At 71.1% G+C, this 16788-nt stretch carries 11 protein-coding genes; 5 read left to right on the forward strand and 6 right to left on the reverse strand.

The features are described from left to right. Positions 1–49: 49 nt before the first annotated feature. From ACZ7L6_RS14555 to ssd, 4 genes are all read right to left on the reverse strand, one after another. Entirely contained in the window at positions 50–838 is a 789-nt protein-coding gene (locus tag ACZ7L6_RS14555) for a type II secretion system F family protein (RefSeq protein ID WP_471923649.1), read from the reverse strand. 166 nt (positions 839–1004) lie between these two features. After that, positions 1005–1856 (reverse strand): type II secretion system F family protein, encoded by an 852-nt coding sequence (locus tag ACZ7L6_RS14560; protein WP_471924576.1) that lies wholly within the window; start codon positions 1854–1856, stop codon positions 1005–1007. 1 nt (position 1857) lies between these two features. Continuing rightward, complete coding sequence (locus ACZ7L6_RS14565; protein ID WP_471923651.1) at positions 1858–3069, reverse strand: TadA family conjugal transfer-associated ATPase; 1212 nt, start codon at positions 3067–3069, stop codon at positions 1858–1860. 425 nt (positions 3070–3494) lie between these two features. Further along, positions 3495–4607, reverse strand: a complete 1113-nt coding sequence (gene ssd, locus ACZ7L6_RS14570) for a septum site-determining protein Ssd (RefSeq protein WP_471923653.1) — start codon at positions 4605–4607, stop codon at positions 3495–3497. A 573-nt stretch (positions 4608–5180) separates the two neighbouring features. On the opposite strand from ssd, the gene ACZ7L6_RS14575 reads away from it, so the two are divergent. Then, the gene (locus tag ACZ7L6_RS14575; protein WP_471923655.1) at positions 5181–6014 is read left to right on the forward strand and encodes an HAD family hydrolase; all 834 of its coding nucleotides are present in this window, start codon (positions 5181–5183) and stop codon (positions 6012–6014) included. 475 nt (positions 6015–6489) lie between these two features. Here the strand turns inward: ACZ7L6_RS14575 and ACZ7L6_RS14580 are convergent, their stop codons facing one another. Next, positions 6490–7314, reverse strand: a complete 825-nt coding sequence (locus ACZ7L6_RS14580) for a Fic family protein (protein WP_471923657.1) — start codon at positions 7312–7314, stop codon at positions 6490–6492. Positions 7315–7459: 145 nt separating this feature from the next. On the opposite strand from ACZ7L6_RS14580, the gene ACZ7L6_RS14585 reads away from it, so the two are divergent. Continuing rightward, a complete protein-coding gene (locus ACZ7L6_RS14585) occupies positions 7460–8470 on the forward strand; it encodes an ATP-binding protein (RefSeq protein ID WP_471923659.1) in 1011 nt (336 codons plus the stop codon). Positions 8471–8494: 24 nt separating this feature from the next. Here ACZ7L6_RS14585 and ACZ7L6_RS14590 read toward each other — a convergent pair whose 3' ends face one another. Then, positions 8495–9853, reverse strand: coding sequence for a polysaccharide deacetylase family protein (locus ACZ7L6_RS14590; protein ID WP_471923661.1), 1359 nt, complete (start codon positions 9851–9853; stop codon positions 8495–8497). A gap of 297 nt (positions 9854–10150) precedes the next feature. On the opposite strand from ACZ7L6_RS14590, the gene ACZ7L6_RS14595 reads away from it, so the two are divergent. The 3 genes from ACZ7L6_RS14595 (at position 10151) to nhaA (ending at position 16761) form a co-directional block, all read left to right on the forward strand. After that, the gene (locus tag ACZ7L6_RS14595; RefSeq protein ID WP_471923663.1) at positions 10151–12805 is read left to right on the forward strand and encodes a SulP family inorganic anion transporter; all 2655 of its coding nucleotides are present in this window, start codon (positions 10151–10153) and stop codon (positions 12803–12805) included. A 298-nt stretch (positions 12806–13103) separates the two neighbouring features. Next, positions 13104–15101: an acetate--CoA ligase gene (gene acs / locus ACZ7L6_RS14600; RefSeq protein ID WP_471923665.1), complete on the forward strand. Its 1998-nt coding sequence runs from the start codon at positions 13104–13106 to the stop codon at positions 15099–15101. Between the two features lie 220 nt (positions 15102–15321). Then, entirely contained in the window at positions 15322–16761 is a 1440-nt protein-coding gene (gene nhaA / locus ACZ7L6_RS14605; RefSeq protein ID WP_471923667.1) for a Na+/H+ antiporter NhaA, read from the forward strand. Positions 16762–16788 lie beyond the last annotated feature (27 nt).

Here is a 16788-nt window from a genome sequence, read left to right on the forward strand (position 1 = left end):
ACTCCGAAATGCCTCCACTGACCTGCGGCCGTCGCCGCCCCTCACCCCGTCATCCACCACCCCCTCCCAGCACCCCGCCCGCAAGCCCGACCACCACCGGCGCCACGCCGACCGCGATGAACGCGGGCAGGAAGCACAGCCCCACCGGCGCGGTGACCATGACGGCCGCCCGCCTTGCCCGTTCCGTCGCGGTGCGTGCCCAGTCGGCGCGGGCCTCCGCCGCGAGCCGCGCCGCCGGGTCGGCCGCCGGAAGCCCCGACACATCGGCCCGTTCCAGCAACCGCGCCAGCGCCCCGGCCCCCGGCATCGAGGCCAGCCGCTGCCATGCCTCGCCCGGTTCACCACCGAGCCGCACCTCCGCCGCACCTCGCGCCAGCGCGTCCCCGACGGGCCCGCCCAGGGCCTCGCCCACGGCCTGCGCCGCGATCACCGGCCCGGCTCCCGCCGCGATGCAGGCCGCCAACAGATCCGCGGCCAGTGGGAGTTGCCGAACCGCCTCACCGGCGTCGACCTCCTCCTCCGCGCCGGCGGCTCGCTGCCGACGCCGCCACAGCCACAGCGCCCCGGCGACGAACAGCCCCACCGCCGGCCCGGCGACACCACCGACCAGCACCCAACCGGCACCCACGACCGCCACCATGGGCAGCCCTTGCCGCGCGCCCTGCAGCACGTCGAACCGCCAGCGTTTCGACGTCACCTCGGTGGTCGTCATCAGCTCGGCCGTCCGGCGCCGGACTCTCCGCTCGTGCCGTGCCGTCACGAACCACCACAACAGCCCCCCGACGACCAGCACCGCCCCCAGGGTCACCCCCAGCCTGTGGACAACTTCCGCACTCACGCCGTCACCCCCTCTCACGCCCCCGACCCGAACGAGTCCTCATGCCATCCCCTTCTCAGCACCCGGCTCCCTGCCATGGCTCCTCCTGCTCCTGCTGCAGCGCGGCCTGCTGTGCCATGCCTGCGATGACTCCGACCCCTGCCACACCTCCGCCGGACGCGAGTCCTCACACCGCCTCCGCTCCCCGCACGATCCGCACCGCCCACCACATCCCCAGTCCCTCCAGCACTCCGCCGACCACCAGGCATGCGAGACCCGCCCCGGTGTGCAGCAGCACATGCAGCGGGTCGGCCCCCATGGCAGCCCCGAGCAAAAGCCCCAGGACCGGCAGCCCGGCGAGCATCACCACCGTCGAGCGGGCGCCCGCCAACTGGGCGCGCAAATCCGCGCGTTGGTCGCCCTGCGCCCGCAACGCTCCTTCCAGCCGGTCGAGTCCGGCCGCGAGCCCGGCGCCCTGGTCCACGGCCACCCGCCAACATGCCGCCAACCCCTTCAGGCCCTCAGCGCCCGGCTGCCGTGCCGCACCGGCGAGCGCGCCCGGCACATCCCCGCCGAACCGCGCCGCAGCCAGCACCGCGGCCTGCGCTTCACCGAGCCCGCCGGAGTCCCGCGCCGCCCGCAGCAACGCCGCACCCGGCTGCCGCCCGGCCCGCACCTCGCCGGCAAGTGCCCCGCACAGCGCGATCACCGCGTCCCCGCGACGCTCCCGTGCCCGCCGCGCCTCCCGGGACAGCCGCACCTTCCGCAGCACGGGCACCCCGGCCACCCCCGCGACGACCGGCAGTACCGACGACCCCAGCACGGCCAGCACCAGCCCGACGGCCGACGCCCACCACTCGGCCCGCAGCCGCCCCCGCAGCCGCCGCAGCTCCCCGGCCACCTGCCGCCAGTCGGGCGGCCCGGCTCCCACGACCCCACCGCCCGCAAGCAGCAACTGCGCCCGCCGCGCCCCGGAGTTCCGCCCGCCCAGCAGCCAGACCGCGGCCCCGAGACACGCCACGGCCGCACCCAACGACATCTCACCCATTCAGCTCACCGGACCCCTCACGATCACCGAACCCGTCACGATCACCGCGCCCCTCACCGCTCGCCTCCCGAAGCAGCCCCCGCAGCCGCTCCCACCCCCGCTCGTACGCGAACGCCTCCGCTCCCCACCGCAGCGCCGGCACCGTCCGCACCAGCCCCGACGCGTCCCGCTCCAGCACATGCACCTCGGCGATCCGCCGACGCCCGGTCCGGTCGCGCACCAGGTGGAGTACGACCGACAGCGCGGCCGCCAACTGGCTGTGCAACGCGGCCCGGTCGAGCCCGGCCGCGGTCCCGAGCGCCTCCAGCCGGGCCGGCACGTCGGCTGCCGTATTCGCGTGGACGGTTCCGCAGCCTCCTTCGTGGCCAGTGTTCAGCGCGGCCAGCAGATCGACCACTTCCGGTCCGCGCACCTCGCCCACGACCAGTCGGTCCGGCCGCATCCGCAGTGCCTGCCGCACCAGGTCCTCGAGGGTGACGAGGCCGGCGCCCTCCTGGTTGGCGGTTCTGCTCTCCAGCCGTACGACATGCGGATGGTCCGGTCTGAGCTCCGCCGAGTCCTCCGCGAGCACGATCCGTTCGCCCGGCCCGACCAGCCCGAGCAGCGCGCTCAGCAACGTCGTCTTGCCGCTGCCGGTCCCTCCGCTGATGAGAAAGGACAGCCGCGCGTCGACCAGTGCCCGCAGCACACGGTCCCCGCCCGGTGGCACCGTGCCCGCCGCGACCAGCTCGCCGAGCGTGAACGCCCGCGGTCGTACGACCCGCAGCGACAGGCAGGCGCAGCCGACGGCGACCGGTGGCAGCACCGCATGCAGCCGAGTCCCGTCGGGCAACCGGGCATCCACCCACGGCCGTGCGTCGTCCAGTCGCCGCCCGGCCACCGCGGCGAGGCGTTGCGCCAGGCGTCGTACGGCCGCCGCGTCCGGGAAGGACACGGAGGTGAGCTCCAAGCCACCGCCCCGATCCACCCACACCCGGTCCGGCGCCGACACGAGCACATCCGTCACGGACGGATCGGAGAGCAGCGGCTCCAGCGGCCCGCTCCCGACCAGCTCCGACCGCAACTGCTCGGCCGCCCCCAGGACTTCGGCGTCTCCCAACACCCTGCCCTGCTCCCGCAGTGCCTGCGCCACGCGCGCGGGCGTCGGCTCGGCCCCACTCTCGGCCAGCCACTGCCGCACACCATCGAGCAGCCCCACCGGCATACCCGCCCCAGCCGCCTCCCCGCCCGACGCCCACCACTCAGCCGACGAACCACCCCCCTCACCCGAGACCCATCGCCCGGCCGACAGACCAGCCCGACCGGCCGAGTCCCGCCGCGCAGGAGCCGCACTCACCGCACCTTCCGACCCCCGCCGCACACTGGCCCCACTCACCGCACCTTCCGACCCCCGCCGCACACCAGCCGCACTCCCCCCGCGGTCCGAGTCCCGCCCCGCACTCCCCGAGCCCACCCCACGCTCAGACAACCGCCCCGCAACCGCATCGCTCGCCGAGCCGTCCAACGCCCATCGCGGCGTCGCCCTACGTGCCCCGCCGGACACCCTTCCGCCCGACCTCCACCGCTCGGGGGCTGCCCGCACCGAACCAGCCGCGCTGCCGCTCACCCAGTCGAGTCCCGAAGCCGTACTCATGCCGCCCTCGCTTCGAGCACCGCGCGCTCCCAGAACTCCCGGCAGAACCGCGCCAGCGGCCCCCGCCCCGCCGTGCCCGGCGGAGCCTTGCTCTCGTGCGGCCGCAGCAGTCCGGATTCGACCGGCACCTCGCCCACGAGCGGCAGTTCCAGGAGCCGGGCCACCTCGCGGTCGTCGAGCCCGGGTCCGTACGGCCCGCGTACGGCCACCCGCAGGTCCCGTAGGACCATCCGGACCGCGGAGGCCACCTGCCGGGCCGCGGCGACGGCGCGCAGTTCGGCGGGGACCACGAGGATCCCGACGTCGAGCTGGGCGAGGGCCTCCGCGACCCCGTCGTCGATACGGCGGGGCAGGTCGACGACGACCGTGCCGCCCCGGCGCCGGGCCGCGGCGAGCACCGCTCGCATCGCCTGCGGCGGGACGGCGAGGCAGTCGCCGCGATCCCAGCTCAGGACCCGCAGGGAGTGCAGTTTCGGCAGGGACTCCTCCAGGGCGCCGCTGCCGAGCCGCCCGCGCGAGCCGGCGAACGCGGGCCAGCGCAGGCCCTCGGTCGCCTCGCCACCGAGCAGGACGTCGAGTCCGCCGCCCAGCGGATCGGCGTCCACGAGCAGCGTGCGCAGCCCCTCACGCGCGGCGGTGACGGCGAGGGCGCATGCCAGCGTGGACGCTCCGGCCCCGCCGCGGCCGCCGATGACTCCCACGGTGAGGGCGGGCCGGCCCACGCCCTCGGCGACGTCGGCGATGCGGTCGACCAGCCACTGCTCGCCGTCGGGCAGCATCAGGACGTGATCCGCGCCGATCTCGACAGCCCGGCGCCATACCCCCGAGTCGTCCTGGTCCCGGCCGACCAGCACCACTCCGCGCCTGCGCCCGGCCCCGCGCACACGGCGTGCGGCGTCGTCGCCGACCAGGACGAGCGGCGCGGCCTCCCAGCTGCCTCTGGGCTCGGGCACCCCGTGGTGGACCTCGGGTGTGGCGCCGGCCGCCGCGCACAGGCGCAGCAGGTCGTCGAGCAGTTCGGCGTCTTCCGTGACGATCAACGGTTTGCCCGGCCGCCCCGAGGCGGTGGGCGGCGGATCGTGTGTGACGGCTGCGGCCACGGTTTCCATCCCCCTTCGCTGCATCACTCGCGCAGCCCTGCGGCCCCGCGAATCCCAAACATGTGAAGAACCGGCAAGCGGCCTCCATATGAACGGCCGATACGAACCGGCCAAACACGCCCGACTAACCGGAACCGGCCATGAAGTCGGCCCGAGCGGGGCGCGCTGGAATCACGGTGCAGCGATCCCGGAAATCGTGTGGATCTTGGTCGATAACTGTGGACAACTCGGCGGTTGTGAATATCGCCATCACCCATACCGGTGACTCTCGTACCAACCCCTGTGCGACTTCCGCAGAGCAGCGCGATGGCTACGGACAGTCACGAATCATGGGCAGGCCGAAGATGCGGGCTCTGCAGCCTCGCTCCGGCCCTGCGGCCGCGTTCGGAAGGGAGAAACCACCCCGGACATGCGACGACCCCCGCCGGGGGGGAGAGCGGGGGTCGTCTCCACGGCCGACTCGGGGGGGGAGGAGTCGGACCGGGTTAGCACGGTCGCGAACGATCCGTGACTTCCATGGTGTACCCGAGAGCCCTCTCAGGCAAACCCACGCGCCCACCTTACGCCGAATGGGCTCCCCCTATGCTCAGGGTCGTGGAAAACCACTCCTTGCCCCGCACAGCCGCCTTCTTTGACCTGGACAAGACGGTCATTGCGAAGTCGAGCACGCTCACGTTCAGCAAGTCGTTCTACCAAGGCGGTCTGATCAACCGCAGGGCTGCCTTGCGGACCGCATATGCCCAGTTCGTCTTCCGCGTCGGCGGTATGGACCATGACCAGATGGAGCGGACACGCGAGTACCTGTCCGCGCTCGTCCGCGGCTGGAACGTCCAGCACGTCAAGGAGATCGTCGCCGAGACACTGCACGACCTGATCGACCCGATCATCTACGACGAGGCCGCCTCCCTCATCGAGGAACACCACGCGGCCGGCCGCGACGTCGTGATCGTGTCCACGTCGGGCGCCGAGGTGGTCGAGCCGATCGGCGAGCTGCTCGGCGCGGACCGCGTGGTGGCCACACGCATGGTCGTCGGCGACGACGGCTGCTTCACCGGGGAGGTGGAGTACTACGCCTACGGCCCGACGAAGGCCGAGGCGATCAAGGAGCTGGCCGAGTCCGAGGGCTACGACCTCCCCGGCTGCTACGCCTACAGCGACTCGGCCACCGACCTGCCGATGCTCCAGTCCGTCGGGCACCCGCACGCCGTGAACCCCGACCGCCCGCTGCGCCGCGAGGCACTCACGCGTGGGTGGCCGATTCTCGACTTCCACCGCCCGGTTCGGCTCAAGCAGCGGATCCCCTCCTTCTCCGTGCCACCGCGGCCGGCCCTCCTCGCGGCCGCCGCCATAGGAGCGGCCGCGGCCACCGCGGGCCTCGTCTGGTACGCGAGCCGGCGCCGTACGACACTCGCCTGAACTGACCTGCACTTCGCAGGTTCCGTGTGCATTGTTCGAGGCATCGGCGCCCGTTTGGCACCTTTTTGAGGGTAAAAGTAAAGAACTGCAGCCAGGGCTTCCGCTTGGTTGGGTCCTGGAGTACAAAGGACTCAACGGCCCGCGAGACCAAGGACATCCGAGAGGATCACCTTTAATACGCATTTGGCCCCACGGACCGAGCATGGACACCGGGCACCCACGCGACGTCGACCCGTCGATTACGGGCCAGCCGCACCAGGTGACGGGCAAAGTTCCCGACCTGATGGGCAACATATCGAGGACGCTTGGTAACCCGGTGGACATGCCAGCGGCGGTACGAATCCTCGTACCGCCGCAACTCCTATGAGCCCCCGCGCGGGGCCTTTTTCGTGTCTAGGGCGCTCATTCCGCCCGACGGCGCTCAACCGTCCTACGGCCCTCAATCCGGCCGTACGACGCCTCACGCGCGCGTGCGTTACGCCGCGCCGCGCTGCAGCGCCTCACACACCGCCGTCGACTCGCGCGCCCCGAGCTCGATCGCCTTGCCGCAGTGGGCGATCCAGGCGGCCATGCCCTCGGGCGTGCCGGAGACATAGCCGTCGAGCGCCGCCAGATAGGCCGCGCGGCCCAGTTCGGCGTGGCCGACCTCGGCAGCGCAGACTGACTTCGGGTCGAGGCCGCTGCCGACGAGGACGATGCGCTCGGCCGCGCGCGCGACCAGGCCGTTGTGGGAGGTGAAGGGGCGCAGCGCGATCAGCTCACCGTGCACGACGGCGGCTGTCACCAGGGCGGGCGCCGAACCACCGGCGATGATCAGCTCGGACAGGCCCTCCAGACGGCCGTGCACTTCCGCCGCGCTCGGCGTGGGAAGCTCGACCAGCGGCTCGTCTACCGGCTCGCCTTCCTGGCGCGGGCGCCCGACCGTGTCGTCGTTGCTCGCCGCCGCCACCAAGTGCAGCCGCGCCAGCACCCGCAGCGGGGACTGCCGCCAGATCGACAGCAGTTGGCCCGCCTCGGCGGTCAGGCGCAGGGCCGCGCCCATGACGCGTGCCTCGTCGTCACCGCTGAAGTCGGTACGCCGACGGACCTCTTCGAGAGCCCAGTCGGCACCCGAGAGTGCCGCGGAGCCGCGGGCGCCGCGCAGGGCCGCCTCGGAGGTGATCTCGTTGCTGCGACGCCGCATGATCCGGTGCCCATAGACCCGGTCCACGGCCTTGCGCACGGACTCCACGGACTCGGGCACACCGGGCAGCGACCCGAGGGCCGCGAGCGGATCGGCGGTCGCGCCTGTCGTACTCATGAGTACGACACTACGCGCCCACCCGCCACCGGCCGCGACCCCCCATCCTGCTTCGCCCCCTTCGACGGCCCGCACCCCACGATCGGGTGGCCTTCGCCACCCACGTCTGCCACATACAGCTATCACGCCACTACCCTTCGTGAACATGAAAATTGCTTTCGTAGGCAAGGGCGGTAGCGGCAAGACGACCCTGTCCTCCCTTTTCATCCGCCGGCTCGCCTCGACGGGCGCACCGGTCGTCGCCGTCGACGCCGACATCAACCAGCACCTGGGAGCCGCGCTCGGACTCGACGAGGCGGAGGCCGCCGCACTGCCCGCGATGGGCGAGCGGCTGCCGCTGATCAAGGACTATCTGCGCGGCTCCAATCCGCGGATCACCTCCGCCCGGACGATGATCAAGACGACGCCGCCCGGCGAGGGTTCACGGCTGCTGCGGGTGCGAGAGCACAATCCGGTGTACGACGCCTGCGCCCGGCCGGTGGAACTCGACGGCGGCACTGTCCGTTTGATGGTCACCGGCCCCTTCACGGACTCCGATCTGGGCGTCGCCTGCTACCACTCCAAGACGGGGGCGGTGGAGCTGTTCCTGAACCACCTGGTGGACGGCCCCGACGAATACGTCGTGGTCGACATGACGGCGGGTTCGGATTCCTTCGCCTCCGGCATGTTCACCCGCTTCGACATCACGTTCCTCGTCGCCGAGCCGACCCGGAAGGGGGTCTCCGTCTATCGCCAGTACAAGGAGTACGCCCGCGACTTCGGCGTCGTCCTGAAGGTCGTCGGCAACAAGGTGCATGGGCAGGACGACCTCGACTTCCTCCGCGCAGAGGTCGGGGACGACCTGCTGGTGACCGTCGGGCACTCGGACTGGGTGCGCGCCATGGAGAAGGGCCGCCCGCTGCGGTTCGAGCTCCTGGAGGACGCCAACCACCTCGCCCTGCGCCGGCTGCACACGGCCGTGGACGCGACGTACGAGTTGCGGGACTGGGAGCGCTACACACGCCAGATGGTGCACTTCCACCTGAAGAACGCCCAGTCCTGGGGCAACGAACGCACCGGGGCCGACCTGGCGGCGCAGATCGACCCCGGGTTCGTCCTGAGCGAGAGCGCCACCGCCCGGCCTGCGGGCAACTCCCGCCTGGCTCCCGCTCCGTGAGCTCCGACCCCCGCGCCGTGAGCGCTACCGCTTGACCGCAGGCGCTCCGGGCACCCCCTTCGGAGCCGGAGCCGGGTGCACCGACAAGAAGGACGCCCAACCCTGCCTCGGGGCCTCACCGACGCCCAGGGTGCGCAGCTTCTTCAGGGCCGCCGGGTCCTGCGCGTCCAGCCAGTCGGCGAGCTGCCGGAAGGAGACGCAGCGCACGTCGGGCTTGTTGCAGACGGCCTCGACGACCTCCTCGACGGCGCGCATGTAGGTGCCGCCGTTCCACGACTCGAAGTGGTTGCCGATGATCAGGGGTGCGCGGTTGCCGTAGTAGGCCCGGTGGAAGCCCTTGAGCAGGCCGTCGCGCATCTGGTCGCCCCAGAAGGCGTGCTTGGCGGGGTCGCCCTGACTGTTGGTGCCCGACTGGTTGACCATGAAGTTGTAGTCCATGGTGAGCTGCTCGTAGGAGTGCCCGGGAAAGGGCACGAGCTGCATCGACAGGTCCCACAGGCCTCCTTTCTTCGCGGGCCAGACCTGGTTGTTGACGCCGCTGGAGTCATAGCGGAAGCCCATCTCGCGGGCGGCCCTGATGAAGTTCTTCTGGCCCTCCAGACAGGGCGTGCGGGCGCCGATGAGTTCTTTGTCGTAGTCGAAGGGCAGGGGGGCCGCCCGGGTCATACCGGTGTTGGTCTTCCAGGACTTCACGAACCTCTTCGCCTGGGCGATCTCGTCCTTCCATTCCTCCACCGACCATTCGCCGACTCCCCCGCCGCGGCCGCAGAAGTGGCCGTTGAAGTGGGTTCCGATCTCGTTGCCCTCCAACCAGGCCAGACGCAACTGCCGCACAGTGGCGGCGATGCCCTCCTCGTCGTTGAAGCCGATGTCGGAGCGGCCCGGGGAGTGCTGCGGCGGGCGGTACAGGTCGCGTTTGTCCTCCGGCAGCATGTACACGCCGCTGAGGAAGTACGTCATCGTCGCGTTGTTCGCCTTGGCGACCTCGCGGAAGTGGGAGAACAGCTTCTGGCCGTCCTCGCCGGCGCCGTCCCACGAGAACACGACGAACTGCGGGGGCGTCTGACCGGGCTTCAGCCGTTCGGGTCTGGGCAGGTGCGGCTGGGCTCCGGTGTACGCGGTGGACCCGTCACCGATCAGGCGGACCACCTTCCCGGGCGCGGGCGCCGCCGGCTTCGGCCTCTGGGGTCCGGGCGCCCCCTGCCGGGTGGTGTCGGTGCCGCTCGTGTCGGTATCGATCGTGTCGGTGCCGGTCGCGCAACCGGCGAGCGATGCGGCGCAGACCGCGGCGATCGCGGTGCCCGCCGCGATCCGGTGCGTCCCTACGAGCTTGTGTGTCCCGACGAGCCTGCGGGGGGCGGCGAACCTGCGGGTGGCGGCCATGTTCCGTCCACCTTCCTTCTCTCGGGTGCCGACAGCGCCGCCAAGGTCGCACGGGGCCGAGAAGGAATTAGTACGACAAGCCGACTAATTGCTCACTTCACGCTTCAGAGGGATTTATTAGTCCATTTGCTCGGAAAACCTATGCCCGCCCTTTACTCTGCATTACGATCCGTTTACCGACTGTTGATGCATCCCGCCGCTGCATGCCGTGACCACACGGCCGCGACCCGACCCCTCGCCGATGAGCGGGGGACCACCTGATCCGCGACCGCGCTGCCCCGGAGGAGACGGGAAAACATGTCAGCCTGCGTCCCCACCCGCGCCGACGACCCGAGTCGAGCGGAGCGCACCCACGAGCCCCACAGCCCACCCCCGAACCGGCCCCGGCGTTACCGCATCGCGGGCGCCGATGTGTCGGCCTCGATCGCGGTCTTCCTGATCGCACTCCCCCTGTCGCTTGGCATCGCCCTCGCCACCGGCGCCCCCCTCCAGGCCGGCCTCGTCGCCGCCGCCGTCGGAGGGATCGTCGCCGGATGGCTCGGCGGTGCCCCGCTCCAGGTCAGCGGCCCCGCCGCCGGCCTCACCGTGGTCACCGCCGACCTCATCCATCAGTACGGCTGGCGGACGACCTGTGCCATCACCGTCCTCGCCGGAATCGCCCAACTCGGCCTGGGCACCCTGCGCGTGGCGCGCGGTGCGCTCGCCGTCAGCCCCGCCATCGTGCACGGCATGCTCGCCGGCATCGGCGTCACCATCGCCGTCGCCCAGCTGCACATCGTCCTCGGCGGCACCCCGCAGAGCTCCGTCCTGGACAACCTCCGCGCGCTGCCCGCCCAGTTGGCCGAGCTCAGACCCGCCTCCGTGTCGGTGAGCGCGCTGACCCTGGCCCTGCTGTTTCTCTGGCCGCGGATCCCCGGCCCTGCCGGCCGCCTGCTGCGCAAGGTCCCGGCCGCGCTCGTCGCCGTCGCCGGCGCCACCTCGGCCGCCTCGCTCGCCGGCCTGACCCTGCCCAAGGTGGACCTGCCGTCCTGGCGCAGCCACGCCCTGGCCGGACTGCCGGAAGGCCCGACGCTGGGCCTGATCGCCGCGGTGCTGACCACCACGCTGGTATGCAGCGTGCAGTCGCTGCTCGGCGCGGTCGCCGTGGACAAGATGGTGGCCGCACGTCCCGGCCTGCCGGCCCGCGTCGGACGCTCGGACCTCGACCGCGAACTGCTCGGGCAGGGCGCCGCCAACATCGTCTCCGGCACGCTCGGCGGACTGCCCGTCGCCGGAGTGGCCGTGCGCAGTTCGGCGAATGTGCAATCCGGGGCCGTCAGCCGGAACTCCACGATGCTGCACGGCGTTCTCGTAGTAGTCGCCGCGCTGCTTATGGTCCCGATCCTGGAGTTCATCCCGCTCGCCTCGCTCGCCGCCCTGGTGATGGCCGTCGGCATCCAGATGGTGTCCCTGCACCACATCCGCACGGTTACCCGCCACCGAGAGGTGCTGGTGTATGCCGTCACCACCCTCGGCGTGGTGGTCTTCGGCGTCCTGGAGGGCGTGGCCCTGGGGATCGCCATGGCCGTCGCCGTCGCCCTGCACCGCCTCACCCGCACCCGGATCACACATGACGAGAAGGAAGGAGTCCATCACGTACACGTACGAGGGCAGTTGACGTTCCTCGCGGTGCCAAGGCTCAGCCGCGCCCTGCATCTCGTACCCCAAGGCACCCACGCCGTCGTGGAGTTGGACGGGTCGTTCATGGACCACGCGGCGTACGAGTCACTGCAGGACTGGCAGAACACGCACACCGCGCACGGCGGCTCCGTCGAGCTCGTCGGCCGCAGAGCCGGAGTCCGGATCGGCGAACCCACCACACCGATCGGCCTCCACCTCGACACCGCGAGCGCCATGGCCGAGTCGGCCGGCTGCCGTTGCCACCCCTGGACGCCCTGGCGCAACCACCAGTGCGAGATCCCGGACTCCGTCGCGTCCCACGACGGACGGGACGAGCGCCCCGGGAAAGCGCAGGCGACCGGAGCCGGCGACACCGCCGAGTCGAGCCCACCGCGCACCACCGAGGCCGCCGGCCCGACCCCCGGCAGCCCGGGCGAGCCCGCCACGGACGACGGTTCCTGCCCCAGCGGTGTCGGTGAGTCGGGCGGTGCCGTCGGTGAGGCCCGCGATGCCGGCGGACACAGCAGGTCCTGCGGCCCCGACGGACCCGGTGAGAGCAGAGCCGACAGGTCCGGTGCAGCCGACGCAGGCCGGCCGAGGGCGCATCAACTGGCTCGCGGTATCAGCGCGTTCCACCGCAACACCGCACCCCTGGTGCGGAGTGAGCTGGCACGGCTGGCACGTGAGGGGCAGCAGCCTTCCCAGCTGTTCCTCACCTGCGCGGACTCACGGCTGGTCACGTCGATGATCACGTCCAGTGGTCCCGGCGACCTGTTCGTGGTGCGCAACGTGGGCAACCTCGTCCCTCCCCCAGCTGACGCCGGGAGGTGCCCCCAGCCCGGCCACGAGAGCGGGGACGACTCGGTGGCGGCAGCGATCGAGTACGCGGTGGACGTGCTGCAGGTGCGGTCGATCACGGTGTGCGGGCACTCCGGATGCGGGGCCATGCAGGCGCTGCTCAGTTCCGAGTCCGACGGACCGCAGACCCCGCTCAGGCGGTGGCTGCGGCACGGGCAGCCCAGCCTGGACCGGTTGTCCGACGAGAGCCGGCCGTGGGCCCGACTCGCCGGGCGGGCGCCGGCCGACGCGGTCGAGCAGCTCTGTCTGACCAACGTGGTCCAGCAGTTGGAGCATCTGCGGGCCCACGAGTCGGTGGCCCGGGCCCTGCGGGCGGGGGCGCTGCAACTGCACGGGATGTACTTCCACGTGGGCGAGGCACAGGCGTACCTGCTCACCGAGGGGAACGGGGACGAGGTGTTCGAAAACGTGGGGGTGGCGGATCTGTCGGCGTGAGGAGGGGCGGGGAGGGGATGGAGAGCGCGGCCCCGTCCGGTGCGGGGCCGCGCAGCGCATCGGGGCGGCGCTGCACGTGGGCAGCCCTACGGCTGAAGAGGGCGGCGCACACGGGGCCGGCGTTTCACCTGCGTCCGGACGGAATGTGAAAGGGATAACAGACCTGAACCGGGTCCGTGCGGCGTCCGTGGGAACGGATGACCGCGGCGCCGAAAAGCAACTCCGGACCCGCCCCACCGACAGGTCTAAACCAATTTTCCGTCGACCCTTGTCATCGGGCCCCCGGGTCTGATGAGCTGTGGCCTGGGACACAACGGACACCCTGGGAAAGGGAGATGTCGTGAGCAACGAAAGCCTGGCCAACCTGCTCAAGGAAGAGCGCAGGTTCGCACCCTCCGCCGACCTGGCAGCCAACGCCAATGTCACCGCGGAGGCGTATGAACAGGCCAAGGCTGACAGGCTCGGCTTCTGGGCCGAGCAGGCCCGTCGGCTGACCTGGGCCAAGGAGCCGACGGAGACGCTGGACTGGTCGAACCCGCCGTTCGCGAAGTGGTTCAAGGACGGCGAGCTCAACGTCGCGTACAACTGCGTCGACCGGCATGTCGAGGCCGGGCACGGCGACCGGGTCGCCATCCACTTCGAGGGCGAGCCCGGCGACAGCCGCGCCGTCACCTACGCCGAGCTCAAGGACGAGGTCTCCAAGGCCGCGAACGCCCTGCTGGAACTCGGAGTGCAGAAGGGCGACCGGGTCGCGGTCTACATGCCGATGATCCCGGAGACGGCGGTCGCGATGCTGGCGTGCGCCCGGATCGGCGCCGCGCACTCCGTGGTCTTCGGCGGCTTCTCGGCGGACGCGCTCGCCACCCGCATCCAGGACGCGGACGCCAAGGTCGTCATCACCTCCGACGGCGGCTACCGGCGCGGCAAGCCTTCCGCGCTGAAGCCGGCCGTGGACGAGGCGATCTCCAAGGTCGACAACGTGGAGCACGTGCTCGTCGTCCGGCGCACCGGACAGGACGTCGCCTGGGACGACGGCCGGGACGTCTGGTGGCACGAGATCGTCGAGCGGCAGTCCGCCGAGCACACCCCCGAGGCGTTCAACGCCGAGCAGCCGCTCTTCATCCTCTACACGTCCGGTACGACGGGTAAGCCGAAGGGCATCCTGCACACCTCGGGCGGCTACCTCACCCAGGCCGCGTACACCCACCACGCCGTCTTCGACCTCAAGCCGGAGACGGACGTGTACTGGTGCACCGCCGACGTCGGCTGGGTCACCGGCCACTCGTACATCGTGTACGGGCCGCTGGCCAACGGTGCGACCCAGGTCATGTACGAGGGCACCCCGGACACCCCGCACCAGGGCCGCTTCTGGGAGATCGTGCAGAAGTACGGGGTGACGATCCTGTACACGGCGCCGACCGCCATCCGTACGTTCATGAAGTGGGGCGACGACATCCCCGCGAAGTTCGACCTCAGCAGCCTGCGGGTGCTCGGCTCGGTCGGTGAGCCGATCAACCCCGAGGCGTGGATCTGGTACCGCAAGCACATCGGTGCGGACCGGACGCCGATCGTCGACACCTGGTGGCAGACCGAGACCGGCGCGATGATGATCTCGCCGCTGCCGGGCGTCACCGAGACCAAGCCCGGTTCCGCCCAGACTCCGTTGCCCGGCATCGCCGCGACCGTGGTCGACGACGAGGCGAACGAGGTGCCGAACGGCGGGGGCGGCTACCTGGTCCTCACCGAGCCGTGGCCGTCGATGCTGCGCACCATCTGGGGCGACGACCAGCGGTTCATCGACACGTACTGGTCTCGCTTCGAGGGCAAGTACTTCGCCGGTGACGGGGCGAAGAAGGACGACGACGGGGACATCTGGCTCCTTGGGCGCGTCGACGACGTCATGCTCGTGTCGGGCCACAACATCTCCACCACGGAGGTCGAGTCCGCCCTGGTCTCCCACCCGTCCGTCGCCGAGGCGGCCGTCGTCGGTGCCGCCGACGAGACGACCGGGCAGGCGATCGTCGCCTTCGTGATCCTGCGGGGTACGGCCGCCGAGACCGAGGACCTGGTCGCCGAGCTGCGGGGCCACGTGGGCGCGACCCTCGGCCCGATCGCCAAGCCGAAGCGGATCCTCCCGGTGGCCGAGCTGCCCAAGACCCGCTCCGGCAAGATCATGCGCCGTCTGCTGCGGGACGTCGCCGAGAACCGCCAGCTGGGAGACGTCACCACGCTGACGGACTCCACGGTCATGGACCTCATCCAGGCGAAGCTCCCGGCGGCGCCGAGCGAGGACTGAGTACCGGTCCCACACTGACTACCGGTCGAGACTTAGTACGGCCATCGAGGGCACCCGGCAACAAACGCGCCGGGTGCCCTTCGTGTTCGTACGGTGGACCTGGACAGATGCACTCCGGCGCACCCTTAGGTAAGCTAAACAAAACAAACTCGTTCTCAGGTGCGCCGGGAAGTCTGGTCGGCATGTACTGCGTCCTGCCCACCGACCGGAGGTCTCCCCCGTGGCCGCGCCCCGCACCCCCGCTCCCGCCCGCAAGCTCCTCGGACGGCTCTCCCTCCCGGAGCGGAACTTCGTCGCGGAAGCGCTGCGCACCGAGACCGTCGGTGGCGTGCTGCTGCTCGTCGCCGCGATCACCGCGCTGCTCTGGGCGAACGTGCCCGTACTGCGCGACAGCTATGAGACCGTCGGCCACTTCCACCTCGGCCCCGAGGCCCTCGGGCTGAACCTGTCCATCGAGCACTGGGCCGCCGACGGCCTTCTCGCGATCTTCTTCTTCGTCGCCGGCATCGAGCTCAAGCGTGAGCTGGTGGCCGGCGATCTCAAGGACCCCAAGGCGGCCGTGCTGCCGGTCATCGCGGCACTGTGCGGCATGGCGGTACCCGCGCTGGTGTACACGCTGACCAACCTCACCGGGAGCGGCTCGCTGGATGGCTGGGCGGTTCCGACCGCCACCGACATCGCCTTCGCGCTCGCCGTGCTCGCCGTCATCGGCACCTCCCTGCCGAGCGCCCTGCGCGCCTTCCTGCTCACGCTCGCCGTCGTCGACGACCTGTTCGCGATCCTGATCATCGCGATCTTCTTCACCCACCAGATCGACTTCGTGGCGCTCGGCGGCGCCGTCGTCGGCCTGGGCGTCTTCTGGCTGCTGCTGCGCAAGGGCGTACGCGGGTGGTACGTGTACGTCCCGCTCGCCCTCGTGATCTGGGGGCTGATGTACAACAGCGGCGTCCACGCCACCATCGCGGGCGTGGCGATGGGGCTGATGCTGCGCTGCACCCGGCGCGAAGGCGAGACGCACTCCCCCGGTGAGCGCATCGAGCATCTCGTACGTCCCCTGTCGGCGGGGCTCGCCGTCCCCCTGTTCGCGCTGTTCAGCGCCGGTGTGGCCATCTCCGGCGGCGCGCTCGGCGATGTGTTCACCCAGCCGGAGACGCTCGGTGTCGTCCTCGGGCTGGTCGTCGGCAAGACGCTCGGCATCTTCGGCGGCACCTGGCTGACGGCACGTTTCACCAGGGCCGCGCTCAGCGACGACCTGGAGTGGGCCGACGTGTTCGCGGTGGCCACCCTCGCCGGCATCGGCTTCACCGTCTCGCTGCTCATCGGCGAGCTCGCCTTCGAGGGCGACGCCGCGCTGACCGACGAGGTCAAGGCCGCCGTACTCATGGGCTCCCTCGCCGCGGCGATCCTGGCGACGGTGCTGCTGAAGATACGGAACGCCAAGTACCGCAGGATGGTCGAGGTCGAGGAGCGCGACGAGGACGCGGACGGCATTCCGGACATCTACGAGGAGGACATGCCGGAATACCACCTGCGGCTCGCCGCCCTCTACGAGCGCAAGGCCGCCGAGCACCGCCGTATCGCCGCAGAGAAGGCCGCCGCACGCCACGCGCTTGCCGAAGTAGCGGGCGGGGCAGGCGAGGAGGAGCAGCGTCGGGCATGATCTGACGGGACGGTACAAAAGACGGAA

The organism is Streptomyces sp. NPDC107522, from assembly GCF_055657525.1.

What these genes read in the sequence shown, in the direction of transcription:
- ACZ7L6_RS14560 (WP_471924576.1), bottom strand. Translation starts at nt 1,856, where the DNA reads ATGTCGTTGGGTGCGGCCGTGGCGTGTCTCGGGGCCGCGGTCTGGCTG.
- ACZ7L6_RS14565 (WP_471923651.1), bottom strand. Translation starts at nt 3,069, where the DNA reads ATGCCGGTGGGGCTGCTCGATGGTGTGCGGCAGTGGCTGGCCGAGAGT.
- ssd (WP_471923653.1), bottom strand. Translation starts at nt 4,607, where the DNA reads ATGGAAACCGTGGCCGCAGCCGTCACACACGATCCGCCGCCCACCGCC.
- ACZ7L6_RS14575 (WP_471923655.1), top strand. Translation starts at nt 5,181, where the DNA reads ATGCTCAGGGTCGTGGAAAACCACTCCTTGCCCCGCACAGCCGCCTTC.
- ACZ7L6_RS14580 (WP_471923657.1), bottom strand. Translation starts at nt 7,314, where the DNA reads ATGAGTACGACAGGCGCGACCGCCGATCCGCTCGCGGCCCTCGGGTCG.
- ACZ7L6_RS14585 (WP_471923659.1), top strand. Translation starts at nt 7,460, where the DNA reads ATGAAAATTGCTTTCGTAGGCAAGGGCGGTAGCGGCAAGACGACCCTG.
- ACZ7L6_RS14590 (WP_471923661.1), bottom strand. Translation starts at nt 9,853, where the DNA reads ATGGCCGCCACCCGCAGGTTCGCCGCCCCCCGCAGGCTCGTCGGGACA.
- ACZ7L6_RS14595 (WP_471923663.1), top strand. Translation starts at nt 10,151, where the DNA reads ATGTCAGCCTGCGTCCCCACCCGCGCCGACGACCCGAGTCGAGCGGAG.